Origin of the sequence: Scytonema sp. PCC 10023 (assembly GCF_963920835.1) — a bacterium.
Taxonomy (GTDB): Bacteria; Cyanobacteriota; Cyanobacteriia; order Cyanobacteriales; family Nostocaceae; genus Kalymmatonema.
In genome coordinates this window covers 1-21,490 of record NZ_CAWUDP010000137.1, presented here as the reverse complement: position 1 = coordinate 21,490, position 21,490 = coordinate 1, and the positions used below count along the sequence as shown (strand labels likewise).

Annotated in this window: 15 protein-coding genes and 2 pseudogenes; 8 read left to right on the top strand and 9 right to left on the bottom strand. The window is 41.8% G+C overall.

Features of this window, described 5'->3' with window-relative positions:
- Window positions 1-358, bottom strand: a pseudogene (locus ACM0OZ_RS43220) (3-deoxy-7-phosphoheptulonate synthase); the annotation flags it as partial.
- Window positions 359-1,236: 878 nt separating this feature from the next.
- Between ACM0OZ_RS43220 and ACM0OZ_RS43215 the strand changes: the two are divergent.
- Together ACM0OZ_RS43215 and ACM0OZ_RS43210 are read left to right on the top strand one after the other, a co-directional pair.
- Window positions 1,237-2,421: a tyrosinase family protein gene (locus ACM0OZ_RS43215; RefSeq protein WP_414589050.1), complete on the top strand. Its 1,185-nt coding sequence runs from the start codon at window positions 1,237-1,239 to the stop codon at window positions 2,419-2,421.
- A gap of 629 nt (window positions 2,422-3,050) precedes the next feature.
- Window positions 3,051-4,400 carry a tyrosinase family protein gene (locus tag ACM0OZ_RS43210; protein ID WP_414589049.1) on the top strand — a complete coding sequence of 450 codons (1,350 nt, stop codon included), beginning with the start codon at window positions 3,051-3,053 and terminating at the stop codon, window positions 4,398-4,400.
- Between the two features lie 65 nt (window positions 4,401-4,465).
- Here the strand turns inward: ACM0OZ_RS43210 and ACM0OZ_RS43205 are convergent, their stop codons facing one another.
- The 3 genes from ACM0OZ_RS43205 to ACM0OZ_RS43195 all read right to left on the bottom strand — a co-directional run bounded on the left by ACM0OZ_RS43205 (window position 4,466) and on the right by ACM0OZ_RS43195 (window position 8,778).
- The gene (locus ACM0OZ_RS43205; protein WP_414589048.1) at window positions 4,466-6,064 is read right to left on the bottom strand and encodes a protein kinase domain-containing protein; all 1,599 of its coding nucleotides are present in this window, start codon (window positions 6,062-6,064) and stop codon (window positions 4,466-4,468) included.
- Window positions 6,065-6,388: 324 nt separating this feature from the next.
- A complete protein-coding gene (locus tag ACM0OZ_RS43200) occupies window positions 6,389-7,567 on the bottom strand; it encodes a DUF1822 family protein (RefSeq protein WP_414589047.1) in 1,179 nt (392 codons plus the stop codon).
- Window positions 7,568-7,581: 14 nt separating this feature from the next.
- Window positions 7,582-8,778, bottom strand: a complete 1,197-nt coding sequence (locus ACM0OZ_RS43195) for a sigma-70 family RNA polymerase sigma factor (protein ID WP_414589046.1) — start codon at window positions 8,776-8,778, stop codon at window positions 7,582-7,584.
- A gap of 464 nt (window positions 8,779-9,242) precedes the next feature.
- On the opposite strand from ACM0OZ_RS43195, the gene ACM0OZ_RS43190 reads away from it, so the two are divergent.
- From ACM0OZ_RS43190 to ACM0OZ_RS43175, 4 genes are all read left to right on the top strand, one after another.
- On the top strand, window positions 9,243-11,564 hold the full coding sequence (locus tag ACM0OZ_RS43190) for a caspase family protein (protein WP_414589045.1): 2,322 nt from the start codon (window positions 9,243-9,245) through the stop codon (window positions 11,562-11,564).
- A 218-nt stretch (window positions 11,565-11,782) separates the two neighbouring features.
- Complete coding sequence (locus ACM0OZ_RS43185) at window positions 11,783-12,103, top strand: helix-turn-helix domain-containing protein (protein ID WP_414589044.1); 321 nt, start codon at window positions 11,783-11,785, stop codon at window positions 12,101-12,103.
- Complete coding sequence (locus ACM0OZ_RS43180) at window positions 12,075-12,998, top strand: RNA-guided endonuclease InsQ/TnpB family protein (protein ID WP_414589043.1); 924 nt, start codon at window positions 12,075-12,077, stop codon at window positions 12,996-12,998. The genes ACM0OZ_RS43185 and ACM0OZ_RS43180 overlap by 29 nt, the downstream gene beginning before the upstream one ends.
- Window positions 12,999-13,252: 254 nt before the next feature.
- On the top strand, window positions 13,253-14,119 hold the full coding sequence (locus tag ACM0OZ_RS43175; RefSeq protein WP_414589042.1) for an alpha/beta hydrolase: 867 nt from the start codon (window positions 13,253-13,255) through the stop codon (window positions 14,117-14,119).
- Between the two features lie 54 nt (window positions 14,120-14,173).
- Here ACM0OZ_RS43175 and tnpA read toward each other — a convergent pair.
- Window positions 14,174-14,528, bottom strand: a pseudogene (gene tnpA, locus ACM0OZ_RS43170) (IS200/IS605 family transposase).
- A gap of 98 nt (window positions 14,529-14,626) precedes the next feature.
- On the opposite strand from tnpA, the gene ACM0OZ_RS43165 reads away from it, so the two are divergent.
- On the top strand, window positions 14,627-15,811 hold the full coding sequence (locus ACM0OZ_RS43165) for an RNA-guided endonuclease InsQ/TnpB family protein (protein ID WP_414589041.1): 1,185 nt from the start codon (window positions 14,627-14,629) through the stop codon (window positions 15,809-15,811).
- Window positions 15,812-16,167: 356 nt separating this feature from the next.
- On the opposite strand, the gene ACM0OZ_RS43160 is transcribed toward ACM0OZ_RS43165, so the two are convergent.
- The gene (locus tag ACM0OZ_RS43160; protein ID WP_414589040.1) at window positions 16,168-17,064 is read right to left on the bottom strand and encodes a c-type heme family protein; all 897 of its coding nucleotides are present in this window, start codon (window positions 17,062-17,064) and stop codon (window positions 16,168-16,170) included.
- A 313-nt stretch (window positions 17,065-17,377) separates the two neighbouring features.
- Between ACM0OZ_RS43160 and ACM0OZ_RS43155 the strand changes: the two genes are divergently transcribed.
- The gene (locus tag ACM0OZ_RS43155) at window positions 17,378-18,235 is read left to right on the top strand and encodes a phosphate/phosphite/phosphonate ABC transporter substrate-binding protein (protein ID WP_414589051.1); all 858 of its coding nucleotides are present in this window, start codon (window positions 17,378-17,380) and stop codon (window positions 18,233-18,235) included.
- A gap of 55 nt (window positions 18,236-18,290) precedes the next feature.
- On the opposite strand, the gene ACM0OZ_RS43150 is transcribed toward ACM0OZ_RS43155, so the two are convergent.
- From ACM0OZ_RS43150 to ACM0OZ_RS43140, 3 genes are all read right to left on the bottom strand, one after another.
- Window positions 18,291-19,922, bottom strand: coding sequence for an MFS transporter (locus ACM0OZ_RS43150; protein ID WP_414589039.1), 1,632 nt, complete (start codon window positions 19,920-19,922; stop codon window positions 18,291-18,293).
- 91 nt (window positions 19,923-20,013) lie between these two features.
- Window positions 20,014-20,514: a RidA family protein gene (locus ACM0OZ_RS43145; RefSeq protein WP_414589038.1), complete on the bottom strand. Its 501-nt coding sequence runs from the start codon at window positions 20,512-20,514 to the stop codon at window positions 20,014-20,016.
- Window positions 20,515-20,649: 135 nt separating this feature from the next.
- Entirely contained in the window at window positions 20,650-21,171 is a 522-nt protein-coding gene (locus ACM0OZ_RS43140; protein WP_414589037.1) for a hypothetical protein, read from the bottom strand.
- Window positions 21,172-21,490: the final 319 nt, after the last annotated feature.

Genomic DNA, 21,490 nt, shown 5'->3' with positions numbered 1-21,490 from the left:
TGGCGACAATCATTTCTTCATTTTCCACTGAACAAGGTCCAGCCACGACTACTAAAGGATGATTTTGACCAAATGTTACTGGACCATTGGGAGTTGGCACAACCACTTCAGTTGTTTCACCGTAACGATATTCTAAGGAAGCCCGCTTAAATGGGTGTTTTACCCGAGTCACCTGTTCTATCCAGGGGCTGATTTGTTGTATGTTTTCCCTACCAATAGCAGTTGTATCACCCACCAAGCCAATGACAACTTTGTCGTTGCCGACTACTTTTTCGACTGTTACCGGATAGCGACGCAGTTCTTGAATGATTCTTTCGATTTCTCCTGCGGGTGTTTGGGATTTGGTGATGACAATCATTTTTTTTCCTCGTCAATATAGTTGTGGTTTTTCTTGAGTGTGTTTGTCCGCCCTGAGTTATTTGGCGGTTTGAACTCGTTTTTTCGATTCTGAATATCTATAGAGGTCAGGGTTGAAAACTTATGCAGGTCTGTCTACCTATGTGGTTTTTCTTGAGTATGTTTGTCCGCCGTGAGTTATTTGGCGGTTTGAACTCATTTTTTCGATTCTGAATATCTATAGAGATCAGGGTTGAAAACTTATGCAGGTCTGTCTCCCTATGTGGTTTTTCTTGAGTGTGTTTGTCCGCCGTAAGTTATTTGGCGGTTTGAACTCATTTTTTCGCTTCTGAATATCTATAGAGATCAGGGTTGAAAACTTATGCAGGTTCGCCTGCCTTTTTGGAAAAAATTTCTAATTAATAATTTTTTAGAAGATTCAGAGCAGTGTAGTGCTTGTTATGGTTACAAAAAGTAGTAAGTAACAGTAAACAAATTACGTTTTTATACAAAAAGTTTATAAAAAAAATGTCTTAATTATAACTAGTCTTATGCGCTTTTCCGCAAAATGTACGCAAAAGACGAGCGTTTTCGATCCTTAGAGTATTTCAGTGGTGTCAATAAAAACTGTTACCAGAAGCGATCGCCTTCTGAGCCAAGCGTTCGGTTTGTTAGCAATTTATACCAATTTTCTGTAAACTTGCGCTTAAGAATTAGTGGCAAATCACTATGAATCTTAAAGATTTCAAGCCATATCTTTGCGAAATACTAAGCGCACCTATTCTTGTGCTTTTATACCAAAAAATGTATGATTCATGAAAATTTCCTAGTAATAATACAGAGATAATGAAATATCGACAAAAAATCGTCATAACATTCTTTGTTGCCATGATTATTGTTATGACTATGTTGAAAGCTCCAGCAACGGATACCACCCTGGTGAGAAAGAACGTTGTTGAGCTGACTGCACAGGAAAAATCAGACTTTGTTCATGCTATCAAAACATTAAAAACACTACCCGGTACTAACAGCAAAAATGTCAGTCTCTATGACGAGCTTGTTGCCATCCATTCAGGAGCAATGACATTCGACAAAATGCAATTGGGTGGTTTAGTTATATTACCGCAGGACACACCTTCCACAGGACCTGCGACTGGAGCTGATGCGGCTCATGAACATGGGGGATTTCTACCTTGGCACCGTGAATATTTAAGCCGATTTGAAAAAGCCTTGCAGTCAGTCAATCCTAAAGTCACCGTTCCCTACTGGGATTGGGCAGATCCAAGATCTGTTGATGTTATTTTTGACGCCAACTTTTTGGGGACAAATGGCACAGGATCAACACTAATTATTGAGTTTCCAGATGGTGGAGCTACTATTAGGCTTGATGGGGGTCCGGTAGTGTCCGGTAATTTTTCCGAAGCTAATGGCTGGACTATAGTCCCGGATTTACATAGCAACATCGGTACAGCCGAAACTTTAGGCACGACACTCATACGCTATCTAGCAAGTCCAAATGCGCCTGCTGGGTTTGGATTCCCCTTAGATAAGGCAGAAACAGACCGAATAGTTCAGTCGCCAGACTATGCTACGTTTCGCCGTTTCGTGGAGGGAGAGATTACCATCAATGCAGACGGCACTCAAACTGAATGTCTAAACATCCCATGTAATCATAACCTCGTTCATTCATTGGTTGGTGGGAGTGTGCCTAATCCTAATCCAAACGAAACGAATCGGCGTATACTATCATTCGGAACTATAAGCAACACTCCTGCTTCTCCCAACGACCCAGTTTTCTGGCTACTTCATGCCAACGCAGATCGTCTTTGGGCTGAATGGCAGAAGAATGGTCGCAAAGGTAGCGAATTTTATGCTGTTCCAGGTACAGAACGTTACGGACACAATCTCAATGATAAGATGTGGCCTTGGGACGGAGGTGATTCCATACCAGGGTCAATTGGTAGCACAGATATACGCCCCTACTTACCAGTTGTTTCACCTGATGATATTGTCAGACCTATAGATACTTTGGATTGGCGTTCGTACGGCTATACCTATGACACTCTTGTCAAACGAGTTCCCTAAACTTCTTCTACATTCGGTCTATAAGGTTTGGCTGCTTTGGGTGCAGCTTTGTTGTTGTGGCGCAAACGCTCATATCTACCCCTATGACAGTTCAAAGTGCGAAAGGTAGGGTACAAGAATTGATTTTTGACCAAGCTCTCCGGGCAATGCAGAGGGCAGAAGGAAGAAATTTTTAATTATCTAAAAGCTCTCTTGCCTTGCGCAAATTGGCTATAAGCTCCCACCAAATCAGAGATTTGGTGGTCTTTAATTGCAAGGGGTTAGCATTCCCTTCCAATTGTCTTGAGCATATCTGCCTCTAGCATAGCTGCCTTCTTCAAGAGATTCAGAGCAGTGTAGTGCTGATTATGGTTGCAAAAAGCAGTCAGTAAACAAGTAAATAATTATATTAAAGAAATATCCTAAATATCACTCATCTGATGCGCTTTTTCCCAAAATTTTACCTAAAAAACGAGCGATTTTCGTCCTTAAAGTATTTCAGTAGTTCAAGAAAAACCGTTGCTAGGAGGGAGCGATCGCTGTTGGTTGAGGCGATCGTTGAGTTTGTAAAGAATTTACTACTATAGTTATTTTTTTTACAAAAAATATGTATGATTTAGTTTCATTTTTCTGAGTAATAATACAGATTCATGAGATATCTACAAAAAATTGTCACAACAATAAGTTTTGGCACGGCTATTGCCATGACTATGTTGCAAATTCCAGCAATAGCAAGCACCTTGGTGAGAAAGAACGTTATTGACCTGACACCACAGGAGAAATCAGACTTTGTTAATGCTGTCAAAACATTAAAAACCATACCCGGCACTAACAACAAAAACGTCAGTCTCTATGACGAGTTTGCTGCCATCCATAATGGAGCAATGACATTCGACCCAATGCAATTGGGCGGTCTGGTTATGTTGCCGCAAGACACACCTTCCACAGGACCTGCTACTGGAGCTGATGCGGCTCACGAACATGGGGGATTTTTACCTTGGCATCGTGAATATTTAAGCAGATTTGAACGAGCTTTGCAGTCAGTCAATCCTAATGTTACTCTTCCCTACTGGGATTGGGCAGATCCAAGATCTGTTGATGTTATTTTTGACCCCAACTTTTTAGGGACAAATGGCTCAGGATCAACGCTGATTATTGAGTATCCAGATGGTAGACCTACTATTAGGCTTGATGGGGGTCCGGTAGTGTCTGGTAATTTTTCCGAAGCTGATGGCTGGACTCTAATCCCGGACTTAAATCGTAACATAGGTACAGCGGAAACTCTAGGCACGTCACTTACACGCTATCTACCAGATCCAAATGCGCCTGCTGGGTTTGGATTTCCTTTAGATCAAGCAGAAACAGACCGAATAGTGCAGTCGCCGGACTATAATACGCTTCGCCGTTTCGTGGAGGGAGAGATTACCATCAATGCAGACGGCACTCAAACTGAATGTCTAAACATCCCATGTAATCATAACCTTGTTCATGGATTGGTTGGTGGGAGTGCTCCTAATCCTAATCCGAACGAGACGGAGCGGCAAATATTAACATTCGGTACAATGAGCAACACTCCTGCTTCTCCCAATGACCCTGTTTTCTGGCTGCTTCATACCAATGTGGATCGTCTTTGGGCTGAATGGCAGAATAACGGTCGCCAAGGTAGCGAATTTTATGCTGTTCCAGGTACAGAACCTTACGGACACAATCTCAATGATAGGATGTGGCCTTGGGACGGAGGTGATTCCATACCAGGGTCAATTGGTAGCACAGATATACGCCCCTACTTACCAGTTGTTTCACCTGATGATATTGTCAGACCTATAGATACTTTGGATTGGCGTTCGTACGGCTATACCTATGACACTCTTGTCAAACCAGTTCCCGAAACTTCTTCTACATTCGGTTTATTAGGTTTGGGTGCTTTGGGTGCAGCTTCTTTGTTGCGGCGTAAACGCTCATATCCAGAGCAAACGCATCTAAATTCCGTCGGAAAGTAAGATCAGGTTGCAAGTTGGTATTTTTGCCAGCTAATAGGCGATTGGTGCATTTACCACTTATTTATTTATTTATGTGGATTGAGTGTTGAGTTTTGAATTATTAATGTGTGGATGCGTTCTTTAAATTGTTCTGCCCTTTGTTCGTTAGGAATTTCTGCCACCAAAGTTTCTATAAGTTGATTTGGAGTTAAATTTGGGTGTGCATCCAAAGTATGTTCGAGAATGACGCTCGCAACAGGACCAACAAAACTAGTTAGTTCTCGCCGACAATGTTCTAAAAACTCTGGATTGCTAATCGCAGGATAGCTTCCCTGGGGTTGCAGTGAGTTGATATAATTCTTAAGATTTTGGGAGTTAGGTTGAATAGAACGTTGGATGCGATTTCTAAACTCTTGTGCCAATTGTGCATCAGGAATTGCCCCGGCTAGCGATTCAATGAATTCGTTTCCTGCTATCTCTGGGGTTTTGTTCAAAGTCTGTTTCACCAAAAAGCTGGCGAAAGGACCAACAAAACTAGTCAATTCTCGCCCGACAAAGTCTAAAAATTCTGGATTGAGAGAGACAGGCGTTTGTGTCTGCAATTGAGTATTTGTTTCACCCGCTTGACTAAGCTTTTGTTCTAGTTCTGCTAAAACGAGGAAATCTTCTAAATCTTTATTGCGAAGTGCTTTTGGTTTTTCCTGCGCTTGGGAAATGTTACTGTTAACTCGCCCTGTTTTGGGCAACAGGCTCGAAACTATGCCACCAAGTGAAAATGGTGACTTTTTATTGTCATTATTTTTATTGTCATTATTATTGTTATGATTATGGTTATTATCATGATTAAGCTCCACCAGAACTTCTTTGGCTGACTGGTAGCGCTGTGTTGGGACTTCTGCCAGCATTTTTTCGAGTATGCGAGCTAAAGAGTCACTGATATTCGCGTAGGAGCGCCATTGCCACTTTAGAGAACCATCTATCAACAAATATGGCATTCTCCCAGTCAAAAGGACAAGCGCACAAACGGCAAGTGCGTAGATATCACTAGAGGGGTAGCAATGTCCTAAACGCAGCTGTTCAGGTGGAGAGTAGCCAATTTTCCCCACGACTGAACCGTGAACTAAGTACTGGTGCTCTGGAGATTCATCTGATAATATCTGGGTTAATTTCTCCTTAACCACTCCAAAATCAATCAGCACCGGTTTAGATTGATTACGAGCAAGCATGATATTATCGAGTGAAATATCGCGATGAATAATGTTGGACTCGTGGATATATTCCAACACTGGCAACATATCTAGTAGCCATGCTCTCACTTCAGTTTCGGAAAATGGCTTACCTTTTGCAGAAAGACGTTCGGATAAAATTTGTGCATAAGTTTTGCCATCAATATATTCCTGGACGATGAACAGCCGCTGGTTGTCCGTCAACCAAGCCAGAAATTTGGGAATTTGAGGATGCTGAATTTGGTATAAAACTTTCGCTTCCCGCTCAAATAGCTCCCTAGATTTACGAATAATACCTTCTTTGGTGGTTGCAGGTACAAACTCTTTGAGAACACAGGCTTCACCAAAGCGCTGAGCATCAAATGCTAAGTAAGTTCGTCCAAACCCCCCTTGTCCAAGGGTTTTCTCAATTCGATAACGATTATTGATGAAAGTTCCTGGCTTAAGTTCTGTAATCATTTGTAAGTTCTTGTTTAACTATAAATACGCTTTTTAATTTCATAGGGTTAGAGATTCACTCATTATGCACATGGCTAAAGTTGCGTATCGCCGTCGCTCATGTCAACTTTAGGTACGCACCTCAGCTAAGTTTTTAACTCGCCTTGCATAGTGCCGCCACTCGTATGTACCGTTATGGCAGAGGACTTCAAAGGCAGTCTAGTTAAAGATTACTTACAGCAGATCATATTATATTTAACGCCTTAACGCCTCTACAGCATGGCTGAAGAAACAAAAGCATACAGTTTTCAGCAACCCCCGAATCGTACTTAAAAATACAAGATTTCAAAAATACAAGATTTCGCATTCATAATCTTCTGGTGTCGGCTCTACCTGCCACACCAACCCTTCCCCAGCATCGCCCAAAGCCACTTCAACGTAAAGCCTGTTTACAGGTTTTGTGGCTTGCGCTTGATTACCCTCGAATGGCTGTAAATCTTCAGTCAGGAGTTTCAATTTAAATCCACTGGGAATCAGTTCGCCTCTATTTCCATTGCGTAGTTCAAAGCGCCATATGCTATCTTCAATACTACCTTTGGGTTGCAGCCGCAATTCGTATGGTTGTTGGGCAATGGTTAATTTTCGTACCAAAGTTGGCGTTGCCGATTCCGGCTCTGAACCCCTAGCACCTGCTAAAGTTGGCTGTAACTCTACACTTCCCCAACCAAATTTTTGTGCAAAATCTGATACACCAGATTGTACCCATTGACGAATCGACCACTGTTGTTGCGCTCCTTGACGTTGTTCGTACAAACGTTGTCTCCAACCTCCATGTTCTAGGAGCGCTCCCCAGGTTTGAAACGGTACTGCTAAGCGTGGTAATATAAGCCTGGGATTTCCTAAACGTTGGAGCAAGTTTTCTGCTTGAGCAGCGGATAATTCTGGCAAGGGTGCAGTTTCAAGGTGAGTCACTTCTTCTGGACAGATTTCACGCGCCATCCACAAGATATTGAGATTAGAAATCAAATCCTCTCCATTTAAACAATAAGCGCGATCGCTCGCATCATAACTGCCTATAGTCTTAAGTTGGGCGTGTGTTGTACACCCCCAAATCCGAATATAGCCTTCTTCCAGATTGACTTGCACTGCTAGATAATAATCAGCACTCCAGTTCGGAATATCAACCCATTCTTGAGGAACGCGCAGTTCGCTCAAATCAAGCGCTTCACTCGGAATTAATGCTATCCGTGTCGTTCCGAGGGAAATACCTGTGCCATTAACGACTTCCCAAATGCTGGGTAAAGCCTTCAAAGCAGGAAAAACAGTCGCATCTTTTGCGTATTCTTCCCGCAGCCAAGGTAGAACAGTGTTTAAGCTCAAGCGGTTGATATAGGCATTCCAACGACGATTGGTGCTGGAAAAACCTTGGCTTTGCTCCCAAATCTTTGTTTTCTCGGCTTCAGAAATTTCTAGCCACATATCTGTTGTATTTATTAAGGTGAGTGCGCCTGGTTCAAGTGTCATGATTGTTACTCCTATTAAACTGAGGGATGGCTATAGTGAGCTTGTAACCATTCCTCTAAAACAGTGTTGATATAGTTTAATACCTGTGAGTTTAGGGAAATATGCAGCGATTCTTTGGTCCAGTTTGCAAGTTTAAGTAGTAATACGTCTTTAGACTTAGTGAGCCGACGAGAAACAGTGTACTGCTTGACTCCTAATTGTTTTGCAATCTCCTGTTGCTTTAAATTTTCGCTGTAGTAGAGTTTGACGATATTTTGCGCTTCTGCATCCAGTTCGTTCAAAGCTGCAAGTAACACACTACTGATTTCAGACTGCTGTGACTGTCGCTCAACGAGTTCTTCTTGAGCAACAATTTCCGTAAGTAACGATTCCTGCTTGAGTTGCGGTAAAAAATCTTGAAATTCCCCAGAATCATCATCCCCTCTCGGCGCATTCAGGGAAGCCATATTTGGGTACAAATAAGCGCGGGCTGCTTTCGCACAAGCAACCAGCCATTTTTCTATCGTTTCCGGACTGGACTCTGCGCCTGGGCTTGACAGTTGAGTCTGGCGTTGGAAATTGTAAAGCTGAGCGATCGCAGTCCATATAGCGTCATCTGGTCTTGCCAATTTGCGAGTCCCAGTAGATTGCTGTGGAGCATATAGCGACTGATAACATTTCCAAGCTAAGACATAACGTTCTATTGTGTCCGCACTCAGCCCAGCATTTTGTAAAGACTCTACCAACCGCTTTTGGCTCAACCTCCGCAACAATCGCCAATTAGTACTAATATCAACTTCGTTCTGCTGGCGCAGCATTTCCTTGAGTTCGCTGCTAAAAATCGCACTGGCGTAATTCTTGAGGTTAAAACCCATCTCGGGTTTAAACCTTTTCAATACCTTATCTGTACTCGTTGTCACCATTTGGAAGCAGTCAGATAAAGTGTACTGCCCAGAAGAAAAATTAACAACTGTTTTCTTCGCCGCCCAAAAGCACACTTCTTGTAAATAAGCTGACAAATGTCCTCGTGCCAGATTTTCGGTTTGCTTTTGCCATACTTTATACCAGTAAGACACCCAAAAAGTCTCAGAATTTTCTGGTTCTGATAAACGCGCCTGACAATTGAGTATATTTCGACGCAGTTTACTATCAGTAGCCCAACCGATGACCCTGTCAGCGTCAAATTGTAAGAAAGTCGTAAATAGCTCAGTGATACCTTGGCGGGAACGCATAAACTAACCAACTTATAAATGGTCAACTAAACAACTCATAAATGGAGCACCACATTAATGGATAGGTACATCACAAATACACTTATGCAGTCTAATGATGGTGCTACAACACCTAGAGCTTGCCTGCCAACTCTATTTTAGAGGTCTGTTATCAATATTAATAATGACTTTCATGTTTTGCGTTATACCATCATTAACTTTTGTAACAGTTAACGAAATTTGCAAAATAAACTTGATTAATAAATATAGGGAAAGGTGTTTGATGCCTACAGGTAAAATCCGTATTGAGTGAGCCAATGGAGGTGCATTTTGAACTTTCATTTAAGTACATTAACGCAGCAGATTTGCTATAGTAAGTGAAAGGGAAAAGAATTTCCTTGAAGCTACAGATTAAAGCCCTGATCGGTTTGGCTAAACGGACTCATAGTGAATTATTAAAGTTTTTTTAGGATTAAGTAGTAAATATGTCTCCGCTCGGTGTTGGTTCTAGTGGCTCGACTCATATATTAACAACAGGAGAAGCTAAGCTTTGGATTTTATTGGTAGGTGTTAACGAATACCAAGACAGAAGCTTACCTTCTTTGCGCTACCCAGCGTTAGATTGCCAAGGGTTAGGAGAAGCGCTCAACAGCGCCACCCAAGGATTTCCTAATAAGGAAGTGATTGTTCATCACGATTTTGCGGCAAAACCCCCGACTTTGCAAATGATTCGTGGGAGCCTGGAACAAATTGTTTCACAGTCTCAATCGCAGGACTCGATCCTGTTATACTTCTCAGGGCATGGAATGTTAGAGCCGAATACTCAACAGGCTGTTCTGTGTCTGGCAGATACCCACAAAGATGACTTGCTAACTACAGGGTTAGGCATGCAGGAACTGCTGCGAATATTAGGGGATAGTCCTGCCAACCAACAGTTAGTTTGTTTAGACACCTGCCATAGCGGTGATATGAGGTTGTTGGGCGGTAACCGTGGGAGCGCCAGAAATGGAAACATCCCTGAGATACCCAATCCCACAACACAAATGATGAATGTCTTGAGACAACGTGCTTCTCAAAGTAAGGGATTTTGCGCCTTGCTATCTTGCGATCAAGGACAACAGTCTTGGGAGTTTCCAGAATTAGGGCATGGAGTCTTCACTTACTATTTAATGCAGGGACTGTTGGGTGAAGCAGCTGATTCACATGGAATCATTGAAGCAGACGGGCTTTACAAATATGTTTACCGCCAGACGCTGCAATATATTGATAAATTAAATCACCAGCTGCGTCTGATTAATCAGCAAAAGCTCAATCGTGGGGATAGTCAACTGCATCCAGAATATCCCCTGCAAACACCCAAACGAATTGTAGAAGGAGTAGGAGAATTAATTGTTGGATTCAAGCCGGCAATTGTTGAATCTCACAAACAGCGACGTGCGGTTGTGATTGATGCACTCTCAAACAAGAAAACGACTATTGACTTGAGTCGATTATTTGCTGGTGCTGGCGGTTTTGAGGTAGAATATTTTCCTCAAAAAGGCAAAAGTTGGTCAGAAGTACGCTTAATCATCCAAGAATTTACTCGTTGGCATGGTGAATCAGAAACAAAATCTCCCTCACAATTGGGGGTGGTGAAAAAGACACCAACATCCTTATTGTACTTACGCGGGTACGTCGAAGAAATCGAAGATGGAGAAGCCTGGTTAATTTTGGGTGATGGAATGCGCCTGAGTCGTTCTTGGTTAAGACAAGAGTTACGCCGCGCTCAAAAAACTCAACAAATAATTATCTTAGATTTCATTATCTCAGAACAATCTGAGGCGACTTCCCTGGAGAATTGGATAGAAGATTTGCAAACAGGCGCAGAGCAAGGACAATGTTTAATAGTCGCTGCAACGCCAAGAGAAAAGCCAGAATTATTTTCCCAAACGGTTCTAGAAACTCTTGTAGTAGCAAATCCGCAAGTCGGATTACCAGTTGCTAAATGGATGACTCAATTACAAAGCGTTTTGCAAGCTAAAGGTATCAAGCTGCATACTTGGCTGTCAGGCACACAAGCAGTTATTGATATTTTACCTGGTAATATTGCCACGATTTTCCAAGATTTGCAGGAACTAGAAGTTTCTGACATTCAGGAAAACAAACAGCAAAACAAGGAAAATTTGCTTTCCATTGCCAATGCGCAGTTGTCACCTTTTGGCAAACCCTTTCAAAAGAATCGGCATGAGGCAAACCCTCCCGCAGCTTCTTCCCACCCATCAGTTTCTGCTTCCTTGTCTTCACCCGAGTCACAACAGGCGTCTCCCTCTCCTTCTGCTGTTGGTGTTCGTCCTTCAGCAACCAAACAACCGGAACAGAATTTGTTCTTGGGTTCAGAACAATATACCAACCTGGAACAGTTGCTAACGCAAGCGATAGGACCGGTTGCGCCAACAATTTTACAAAAAGCTATCAAACAGGCAGGAAATTACCAAGAATTAGTGGCTTCTTTAGCGGCTTACTTATTGCCACAGGAACAAAAACAATTTCAGAAACAGGCGCTCGCGACCTTAGAAACATTCAATGTTTCATCTCCCCGCTCAGCGAAATTATCAACACAGGAGTATCAAAGAATCGATGCCAACTTTATCACTAAATGCGAGCATGAGTTGGCTTATTCAGTTGGTCCGATCGCTAAATTTATCATTAAACAGGTTTTGCAATCTCACCCACAAATTTCCTTACCAGAATTTGTCAGGTATTTGGCAAAGCAAATTCCCGAACCAAAACTCTCTATAGAGTTTGAGCGGCGTATGCTTGAGCAATAGAGTCTTCTTAGATCATCGTTAGTTTCTTAGGGCTACTGAAAATTTCCGCTCTAGAAGTTTGTGGCGAAAGCCTCCGGCTTTTAGCCGGGGGTAAGCTTACCGAAAATTTGGGTTTAAAGCCCCGTCCTAGAAGGACGGCTTTTATTTTGTCTAGGTATTTTAAGAAATGCGTTATCTTTTCTTAAAACTATGTATGATACAAGGAGGAGGTGATGCAAGTGTTTAGTCTAACGTACGAATTTAAACTAAAGCCGACATTAGAACAAGCAGCCATTTTCACAGATTGGCTGGAGCAATGTCGCCAGGTGTATAACTATGCTCTAGCTGAACGCAAAGATTGGTTTAAATCTCGTAGCTGTCAGATTAACGCTTGCTCACTTCGGTCAGAATACATCATCCCCGCAGATACTAAACGCCCAACTTATGCCAACCAGTGCAAGGCATTGACGGCTTATAGAAAGACTAGTCCAGCCTTGCAAAAGGTGCAATCTCAGGTTTTGCAACAAACAGATGAGTTGGCTAGAGCAGGCGTTTGTTAGTATGTGGGAGCAAAATCATGGGTTCCCACGCTTTAAAAAGGCTGGGACGATGCGCTCATTTGTGTTTCCGCAAATGAGTTCTGGATCAATAGAAAACAACCGTATCAAACTACCCATGATTGGGTGGGTTAAGTTTCGTTCCTCTCGTAAGATTCCGGATGATGCCAAGTTAGCGCAAGTGCGAATAGTCCTAAAAGCTAGCGGTTGGTACGCCATGCTGACATTGCAGTGGAATGTTGAAGTTCCTGAGGTAACACCTCATGGAGAAGCAATTGGGATTGACGTAGGAATTAGTCACTTTGCTGCGGTTTCTAACGGTAAATTGTTCCCTAATCCACGACCTTCAAGAGCGCTCGAACGCAAGCTTAAATTGCTGCAACGGAGTGTATCAAGAAAGGTTTTTGGGTCAAACAACCGTAAGAAAGCGCTCTCGATGGTGAGTAAATTGCATGAGCGTATCGCTAACGTAAGAAAAGACTATCACTGGCTTTTATCCCATAATCTTTGTGATTGGGCAGGCATGATTTTTGCAGAAGACTTGAACCTCAAAGGACTAGCTCGCGGCTTTTTAGGTAAGCATTGTTTAGATGCTGGATGGGGTCAGTTTTTTGAGGTATTAGAACAATGCTGCCGTAAACGCGGCGTGTTCTTTCTTAAAGTCAATAGCAAAAAGACAAGCCAAATTTGTCCTAATTGTCTCACAGAGACTGGGAAAAAAGAGTTGTCTGAGCGTGTTCACTCATGCGACCATTGCGGCTACACAACCGATAGAGATGTCGCAGCCGCTCAAGTAGTTCTCATGCGGGGACTTGCAGCCGTGGGGCACACGGTCAAGATGCTTTCTGAGGGTAAAGCGGTTGCGCTCCCCGTGACGAAAGAATCCTCGCCCTTATAGGGCGAGGAGTGTCAATGAATTTCATCACTCATATCTCAATACGGTTGGTGATAAGACCAAACTCGGAGGTCTTTTTGTCATTGTCTGCTGTCGATCCCCACCCAACATAACGGTTGAGGGTGGGGACTTCCACGATACCGTTAACGATAAGCGGAACCTGTTGAACCGGTCAGTAATTGCATATTTGAGTGAAAGTACACCCTAATAACTCATTAAGAGTAAAAACAATATTGTTGATGAGTAACGGAGCAATTATGTACCGCAATTTTAAAACCCAAGCTGAGCTAGATGCTCAGTACAGTCCCATAGAATTAGGTTTGGATGTACCTGGGTACGAGAAATTTTACGGCATAAACAGTGCTAAGGTACGTCAAGAGCTACCTTGCAAGCTGAACGTTCCCTTCGGTCCTACTTTAGCCGAGCACCTAGACATTTTTCCGGCGGCACAACCTAACGCTCCGATCTTAGTATATATCCACGGTGGTTACTGGTTTCTGGGTAGCAGTAAAGACTCTAGCTTTGTTGCCAAGGGTTTGGTATCTGCTAATGTCACAGTTGTTGTGATCAACTATGCTTTATGCCCAAAAGTGACTATTGACGAAATTGTCCGCCAGAACCGTAGTGCGATCGCCTGGATTTATCGTAACGCTGAAAGCTTCGGGGGAAACCCTAACCGCATATACGTATGTGGTCATTCCGCAGGTGGTCACCTAACTGCTATGGTCATGGCTACTGACTGGGAAAACGACTATGGATTGCCGAATGATACCATTAAAGCTGGCTGTGCCATTAGTGGCTTGTTTGACCTAATGCCGTTTCCCTATACTTGGCTGATGCCAAAAATACAGCTTTCTTGGGATCAAGTTCTCCGCAACAGCCCAATTTACCATATTCCCGAAAAAGCTGGTTCGCTGATCATAACCTACGGGGCTGAGGAAAGCTCAGAGTTCCACCGTCAGTCACAAGAATTTTTTACTGCTTGGAAGGCAAAAGGACTTGTAGCTGAATACCTACCACAGCCTGGTAAAAACCACTTCACTGCAATCGATGGTTTCCTCGATACCAATAGCCCGCTTTGCACTGCAATTCTCAAACAGATAAGTCTCACAGCAAGTAGCTAGTAGGTCAGAAACTATCAGTTGTTATCAGAATTTTGGGTTTAAAACCCCGTCCTTCTAGGACGGCTTTTCTTGATCTCGAATATACTGCTTAAGAATTTCGATTGGCGCACCACCCACCGAAGAAACAAAATAACTAGGACTTCCTTTGAGCATCCTTGCCATAAGATTTTGGGTATCCCGCTTGTCCATAACGACGGCTAGATACCCCTTTTAGTGCGTTTACAATCTGAGAGATAGAAAGTTTGGGTGGAAATTCAATTAAAGCATGAATATGGTCGGATTCTCCATTGAATTCTTGAACTTGAAAATCCATTTTTTTAGCCACTTCATTAAATGATTTTTCAATAACTTTAAGACTAAGAGCAGTAAAAACAGACCTACGATACTTGGTTACACAGACCAAATGAATCTTAAGGTCTCAAACAGAATGTCTTTATTTACGAAAATAGCTTTTCATTCGGTACAGACCAATATAAAATAAATAACAGACCAATTTGATCACAAACAATGAAAGCGCGATATCAATACAGATTCTACCCAACAGACCAACAACGACAGAGTTTAGCTCAGTTGTTTGGGTGTGTTCGTGTGGTCTGGAATGACGCGCTCTTCTTCTGTAAGCAGTCTGAAAAACTGCCAGGGTATAACAAACTTTCGGCTATGTTAACGGCTGCTAAAAAGACAGAGGATAGAAAATGGTTGTCTGAAGTTTCTTCTGTACCTTTACAGCAGTCTCTCAGAAACTTAGATATTGCCTATCGAAACTTTTTCAATTCTCGTAATGGGAAAAGGAAGGGTAGTAAGATGGGCGCTCCTAGATTTAAAAAGAAGAGTAATCAGCAGTCGGCTGAATTCACCAAGGCTGCATTTTCAGTTAAGGATGGAGTTGTTTATTTAGCTAAAATTGGTAACTTAAAACCTATTTTGTCGAGAGAATTACCATGTGAACCTAGCTCCTGTACTGTCATAAAAGATTGTGCTAATCGTTACTTTTTAAGCTTTGTTGTAGAGGTTGAACCCATTCAAGTAGATGCCAAAAACCAAAGCATCGGTATTGATTTGGGAATCAAAACTTTTGCGGTGATGAGCAATGGTCAGAAAGCGCAAAGCCCTGATTACTCAAAACAAGACCGCAAGATTCGCAAGCTTCAACGCAAGTTGGCAAAGCAACAAAAAGATTCTAAACGCAGAAACAGAATTAGAATCAAGATTGCGAAATTACACAACCAAATTGCAGATACTCGAAAAGATTTCTTGCACAAATTGTCTACCAAGGTGGTGAGCGAAAACCAAACCATCATCTTGGAAGACTTGAATGTATCAGGAATGGTCAAAAATCGTAAACTTGCCAGAGTAATTAGCTTGCAAGGTTGGCGAGAATTTCGAGTGTTGTGCGAAGCAAAGTCTGAGAAGTTGAGTAGAACGTTTCATACCATCAACAGATGGGAACCAACTAGCCAAATATGTTCAGATTGTGGTTTTAAGTGGGGCAAACTCGATCTGTCTATCCGTTCAGTGTTGTGTCTAAATTGCGGTACTGAGCAGGACAGAGACGAGAACGCAGCCAAGAACATAGAAATGGTCGGCATGGGGCATCGGCACGACCTTAAACGGACGCTTAGCGACTGTAAGACTACTTTTGTAGCGGGTTGCTGTGAGCCGTCAAGAATCACCGACCTAGAAGGTCGGTGAGTATGTCAAATCAACTCTGGTACGTAGCGCTTGGCTCCACCAACCCCACCCCTTGTAAAGGGGTGGGGTGTACGCACGTTGGTAATGATGAGTGTTTCAACGGACTTAGCCTTATACGCGCGTTGCGTTCGCACATATCATTTCTCGCGCTAGCTGTTAACTGTTGACTGTTAACTGTCAACTGTCAACCGTCAACCGGAGGGCGCTTCTTGGTTACCTGCACGCGAATGCAACGCGCGTATTAGTAGCGTGCGTTAGGACTAACGTCCATAACGCACCGAAAATCCGAGATGGTGCCGTACTCTCTGCGACAACACACCCTACAAAAGACGAAAGAAAACGTTATTTAAATCCATCTACTTCTGATTCTTATTTAACATATTGAGAGCAATTTCTAAACTATACTTCATCCGATTGAAAGCTTCTGCTAAATCTCCGATTTCATCTTTAGATTGTTTATCAAAAGTGGCATTCATATCGCCAACGCTCACTTTTTCCGCCACAGTAGCGATTGTTTTAATACGCTGTAGGACAACTTTTTTTAACAACTGATTCATGATCAGAACGATGGCTGTAAAAATAATTCCGACAACTCCTATGATCAGCCAAAATGACCGATTAGCATTGTTCAAAATCTCCTCAGCCGGAACATAAACGATTTGGGCTGCAACAATTTCATTGAGCTTCCATCCAAAACCATTGTCTTTTCCGTAAGTCGCTATTTGACTTTTTGGAGCTTGTTCGGGAGTGGTATGACACCGCAGACAACTCTTGTCTTGAATGGCAAAAGGTCGGGCGTTATAAAATAGTTTTTCTCCCGAGATAATCCGGTAATTAGATAAGCTTTTATTACCAGGTTCTTTACGAAATCGTTCAACAATCTCAGCTTCAAATTCGTCAGCTTTATCTCGCAAATTTGTTGGATTCAGAGTGGCATCTTTGTAGATAAAATTGCCATATTCTTTGTTTTGACGAAATTTTTCAAACACCTCTCTAAGGGTATATGTTGGTATGGATTCTGGAATGAACTTTTCTTGATTGGGAGCGTCCACTTTTGGTAACAACAAGGGTTGTACACGCTCGTTGGTATAGTCTCTGACCGAATTGGCAATTTGCATGAGAATCAAGGCTTTAGAACTTACCTCATTCTGTGCTTTTGTTTCAAGTACTCTGAATAAAGCGATACCACTAATCAAAATACCGCTGAGTAAAACTATGATTAAAATTAGATTAACCTTAGTTCCTATTTTCATGGTTTTTCTTTTTGCTGAATATACACCTGTTATATATAACTTGCAGAGAATAAATTAAACTCTAAGTTTATCTCTTCAATTATCTCATATAATTTCAACTGCTTACATGAATTTTTTGAAATATAACGATTCTTAATTGCAGGGACTATACATATGCTGGATGGTGTTCAAAGCGCATGCCCCTACTGTGTTTCACCCAATTGTAAATTGCTATAATTTTTTTCAATGCTATATCTTGATTCGCTTAGAATAATGTTTAACATTGTTAGATAATAAGATATCAATTAAGAAAAATATTGGCGAAACCCTGTTGATGTCATCCCAACTTTCCCGACGTTTATTTATTTTGCAGATGCTACTCTTCATCACTGCTTGTGCAGGGGAGGAAACATCAAATCAACAACTTGAGTTAGTTATTGGCGTAATTAGCTACGGAGAAGGAAAACAAGCGCTAGAACGATTTGTTCGGTTTCGTCGATATTTGGGTGAAAAAACAAGGGCATTTATTCAATTAGAACCGACTTTTAATGAGAACATAGCGATTGAGCGCATTCAGCGTCGTGCTTGGTCATTAGTGTTTGCTCCTGCGGGTTTGGCAGCAATTGCAAGTGCTAATTATCAATATTTACCAATCTTCCCTCTTCAGGTAGAAAGCACTTCACGAGCGATATTAGTTGTACGTAAAGACAGCCCTCTGCGACAATTGAAAGATTTACAGAATAAAATAGTAGCCTTGGGTCTACAAGGTTCCGCTACCGGATATTATATTCCACTGTACAATCTTTATGGTTTAACCTTGGCAGAAATTCTATTTGCTCCTACACCAAAAACAGTGCTTGAATGGGTGGTACAAGGAAAGGCTGCTGCCGGTGCCATTTCGTTGGAGGAATTTAATTTATATAGAAGAAAATTGGGTGCTGCAGAGTTTCGCATATTATTCTCTGACTCTCAAAGTGTTCCGCCAGGTGCTGTTTTGATTGGATCGAACATCGAAAAAAATCGTCAAGAGCGGATTCGTAATTATCTTAAAGATGCTCCTCCTAATTTGATTCAAGACGTTGGATATGTACCAAATGCAGAAGCACCTAATTATCAATATATGATTTCTGTGGTCAAGCGGGTAACATCTATTGCAGCACGTCTTAATTCTAAACCTGTTCGACTATTTTGATTCACTAAAGGATTCCTAACTCTGTTTAACCACCAAACGTATTAATCGATCACAATTAATCGATCACAAACATGAATGCGATCGCGTCTCGCCGACCAAGACTAATGCGCAAACCTGATTTTAATTTGTACCAAACGCCTGGTATAAGTGGATATTTATTAATGAAAGTGCCGTTAGAACTGTTGAGGTCTTGGATATAGTATTCCTCTCCATCGTAACGAATCTGGGCATGAACCCGTGAGACAACTCCAGAATTGGCAAAATCTGAAAGATCGACTTCCGGGACAATGCGATCGCTTGACTTGCCAATATTAATAACCTGAAAATGTTCCGGCAATTCAATGGCTCTGTCAGTTCCCACATGGACTAGCTGTGCAATGGGCTGTTGTAGGATTGTGGGAGACGTGGGGAATGGCAAAGGCGAAGTTGGTTCTTCGTGGCTGGCTGGAACTTGTAGTTGTATGGTTTTGGCTGTGAAATTGAAGACTTTAGTCGTTAGCATATAATTGAAGACTGCAAATGAAACCAGGGAAAAAATGGCACTTGCATAAAAGACTGATTGTAATTTCCAGATGCTAACAACAATGCTTCCTAATAAAGGACCAAGCGTTTGTCCCCATGACATAATTGAGGTATTGACCGCCATAAATCCCGCCCGAGATTCTTGTGCAGAAAGTCCTGCTAATAGTGCTTGAGACGATGGAAGGGCGATACCTTGAGCTGCACCGAGTAAAAACATCGGGATGAATATCAACCAAAAGTTAGGAATAATAGGGAGAATTAACAGCCCGACTGCAAACAGAATAAAAGAGAGTTTGATCAGTTTTATTTCCGAGATCCTTTGTGTGAAGCGTCCCAATTGAGCAGCGAAGACTGCCAGTGCAATTGACATACTTGTCAGGATAATGCCATTTACCCAATCTGATGTACCGAACTTGGTTGTTGCCAATAATGGGATATAGGTGAAACATAAAGTTTGCACCAAAAACAGAGACATGACTGCGAAGAACAGCCCGAGTACGTGACGATTGTTTATGCTGCTCCAGGTACTTTGTAGATAAGATTTGAGTTCAAACTTTTCTACATTCTTTGGTCGCCTTGGTAATCTTAGTGTAGTTATGACCAATAATGCTATGAGAAGGGCAAGCAGACCTGGTAAAAACGTATATCGCCAATCAAACTCGCCTAATATTCCACCAACCAGAGGAAAAATTGCCCCACTCATACCAATCAAACCGGCATTAAGTGCCATTGCAGCACCTAGCTTTCTCCCCTGGTAAAGGTCGCCGATAACGGTCAGTTGTAGCGGTTCTAAGCTAGCAGCACCAACACCTTGTAAAAGCCGCCCTCCTAAATGTGCCGTGAAATTAGATGCCAAACCGCTCAACCCAGCACCAAGGGCAAACACGAGCAGCGAAGGAACCAAGACTTGTTTTCTGCCTAAAATATCAGCTAAAATTCCAAATACCGGAGTAATAATGGCACCAGGCAACTGGAAAAGTGTCGATGTCCATGAAACTTGGGCTTCTGTAACTTTAAAAAATTGTTGTATCGTTGGTAGCGCTGGAGCAAAAAGGGTTCCCCCTAAAATTCCGATCACCGTCACCAAATTGACAATTAAAAAATTCTTATCTTTGAAGATACTAGTTTCAACCTTTGGTTGAGTTGGCATTCTTGATTGACTCATGGATTTTATTTTTAATTAACAAATCTTTGGCATTTTCAGTTTGTAAATTATTATAATAAACTGAATGAATAGGAACTGATTTACTTATCATTTATTTAACTGTTGCTATGCACTCAATTTCCACTCGTGCATTGAGAGCTAAACCGCTCGCTCCTAATGCGCTTCTTGCAGGCAGTCGAGATGCTGAAAAATAAGTCAGATAAACTTCATTCATAGCGTTCCAATCATTCATGTCTGCAAGCATCATTTTGCATTTCACGATTTGGCTGAGTGATGAGCCATGCCTTTCAAGAATACGTTTGATATTCTCCATAGTTTGCTTTGTCTCAGCTTTGATTCCACCACTGACAAGCTGTTTCTTTCCAGGTATGTTTCCAAGCACCCCTGATAAGTAAAGCATATTACCAACACGTACTGCTTCCGAAAAGGGAAGATTCATAGATGTTGTTTCAGGAGAAGTGAGATATTCTACAGAATCTGGAGAAGATGACATTTGTTGCTTTTGGTTAAGTTTTTGTTGTCTAGCTTCAATGCTAGAAGTTAAAGCAGTACCCAAGAAAATGACAGTGATTAACGGAAATATAAACTTCATGGAATTTTTCCTCAATCAAAGTCTAAATAACTAAGAGACATCTCCAGAAATAAGCTATGAACTCTTTTGATTGAGCCAAAATCTAATTTCCGGAGAGGTCTAAGAAATTATTATTTGATTATTCCATCATTAGGACTAAGATTCTTTTTGCGAAGTTGCATCAGTTTTAGTTTGCCTTAACCCAAAGAGAACAATAAGACAGCTTAAGAGGATAAAGTTGCTGATGCCTTTGATAGCTATTTCAGTGCTAGTTTCCAGCCAAGGAATACCTTCAGGCAATCCCATTGCAGTAATAATAAACATCCTGCTTAAGCCAAATGCTGCACCCAGAAACTCAGCAATCATACCAACATAAGCACTGATGAGAAGCATCCAAAAATTTGCTCTACCAACCCAGAGTGGTAACTTGAGTTGTGGATAAGAAAGACCGATAATAGCTAAGAACAGCCCTTGTGTAATTCCAAGCAAATGGGTAGCAAGTCCTGCACGTGGATTAGCGTACAAGGGTAAGAATAGACCGACAACAAATCCTAACAAACAGATAAAAATACCATGCCAGAGAAGTCCGCGTTTAAAAGCCTCACTCTGAACGCTATTCATTTCAGAAGATACTGTTTCTGACAAATTAGATTGAGAAGTTTTCTCAAGCGTACTCATTTTTCATTCTCCATTGATGTGAAGTCAAAGCCTCTCAGTCTACTTATGACGCTACTTCTAACTTAGTGGTACTCTAATCCAAAATATCAGAAGTTATTCAAAATGCCATACAGTTATTTCTTAACCACTTTGATATACTACAAATTAAAAATGTCCGCAACCTTGGTTAGGCGATTTCTTGATTCTTTTTTCGTTATTTTTGTTACTAAGTAAAAGCAACGCGGGTTGGTGAGCCAACCCGCGAAACCTTAAGCTTTAGGTCAAGCAGGAGGACCACCTAATTTTTGACCAGTTTGAGGTCCCACAACTCCATCTGCTG

Excerpts from the sequence above, each read along its gene's own strand:
- ACM0OZ_RS43215 (WP_414589050.1), top strand. The coding sequence starts at position 1,237 with ATGACTATGTTGAAAGCTCCAGCAACGGATACCACCCTGGTGAGAAAG.
- ACM0OZ_RS43210 (WP_414589049.1), top strand. The coding sequence starts at position 3,051 with ATGAGATATCTACAAAAAATTGTCACAACAATAAGTTTTGGCACGGCT.
- ACM0OZ_RS43205 (WP_414589048.1), bottom strand. The coding sequence starts at position 6,064 with ATGATTACAGAACTTAAGCCAGGAACTTTCATCAATAATCGTTATCGA.
- ACM0OZ_RS43200 (WP_414589047.1), bottom strand. The coding sequence starts at position 7,567 with ATGACACTTGAACCAGGCGCACTCACCTTAATAAATACAACAGATATG.
- ACM0OZ_RS43195 (WP_414589046.1), bottom strand. The coding sequence starts at position 8,778 with ATGCGTTCCCGCCAAGGTATCACTGAGCTATTTACGACTTTCTTACAA.
- ACM0OZ_RS43190 (WP_414589045.1), top strand. The coding sequence starts at position 9,243 with ATGTCTCCGCTCGGTGTTGGTTCTAGTGGCTCGACTCATATATTAACA.
- ACM0OZ_RS43180 (WP_414589043.1), top strand. The coding sequence starts at position 12,075 with ATGAGTTGGCTAGAGCAGGCGTTTGTTAGTATGTGGGAGCAAAATCAT.
- ACM0OZ_RS43175 (WP_414589042.1), top strand. The coding sequence starts at position 13,253 with ATGTACCGCAATTTTAAAACCCAAGCTGAGCTAGATGCTCAGTACAGT.
- ACM0OZ_RS43165 (WP_414589041.1), top strand. The coding sequence starts at position 14,627 with ATGAAAGCGCGATATCAATACAGATTCTACCCAACAGACCAACAACGA.
- ACM0OZ_RS43160 (WP_414589040.1), bottom strand. The coding sequence starts at position 17,064 with ATGAAAATAGGAACTAAGGTTAATCTAATTTTAATCATAGTTTTACTC.
- ACM0OZ_RS43155 (WP_414589051.1), top strand. The coding sequence starts at position 17,378 with ATGTCATCCCAACTTTCCCGACGTTTATTTATTTTGCAGATGCTACTC.
- ACM0OZ_RS43150 (WP_414589039.1), bottom strand. The coding sequence starts at position 19,922 with ATGAGTCAATCAAGAATGCCAACTCAACCAAAGGTTGAAACTAGTATC.
- ACM0OZ_RS43145 (WP_414589038.1), bottom strand. The coding sequence starts at position 20,514 with ATGAAGTTTATATTTCCGTTAATCACTGTCATTTTCTTGGGTACTGCT.
- ACM0OZ_RS43140 (WP_414589037.1), bottom strand. The coding sequence starts at position 21,171 with ATGAGTACGCTTGAGAAAACTTCTCAATCTAATTTGTCAGAAACAGTA.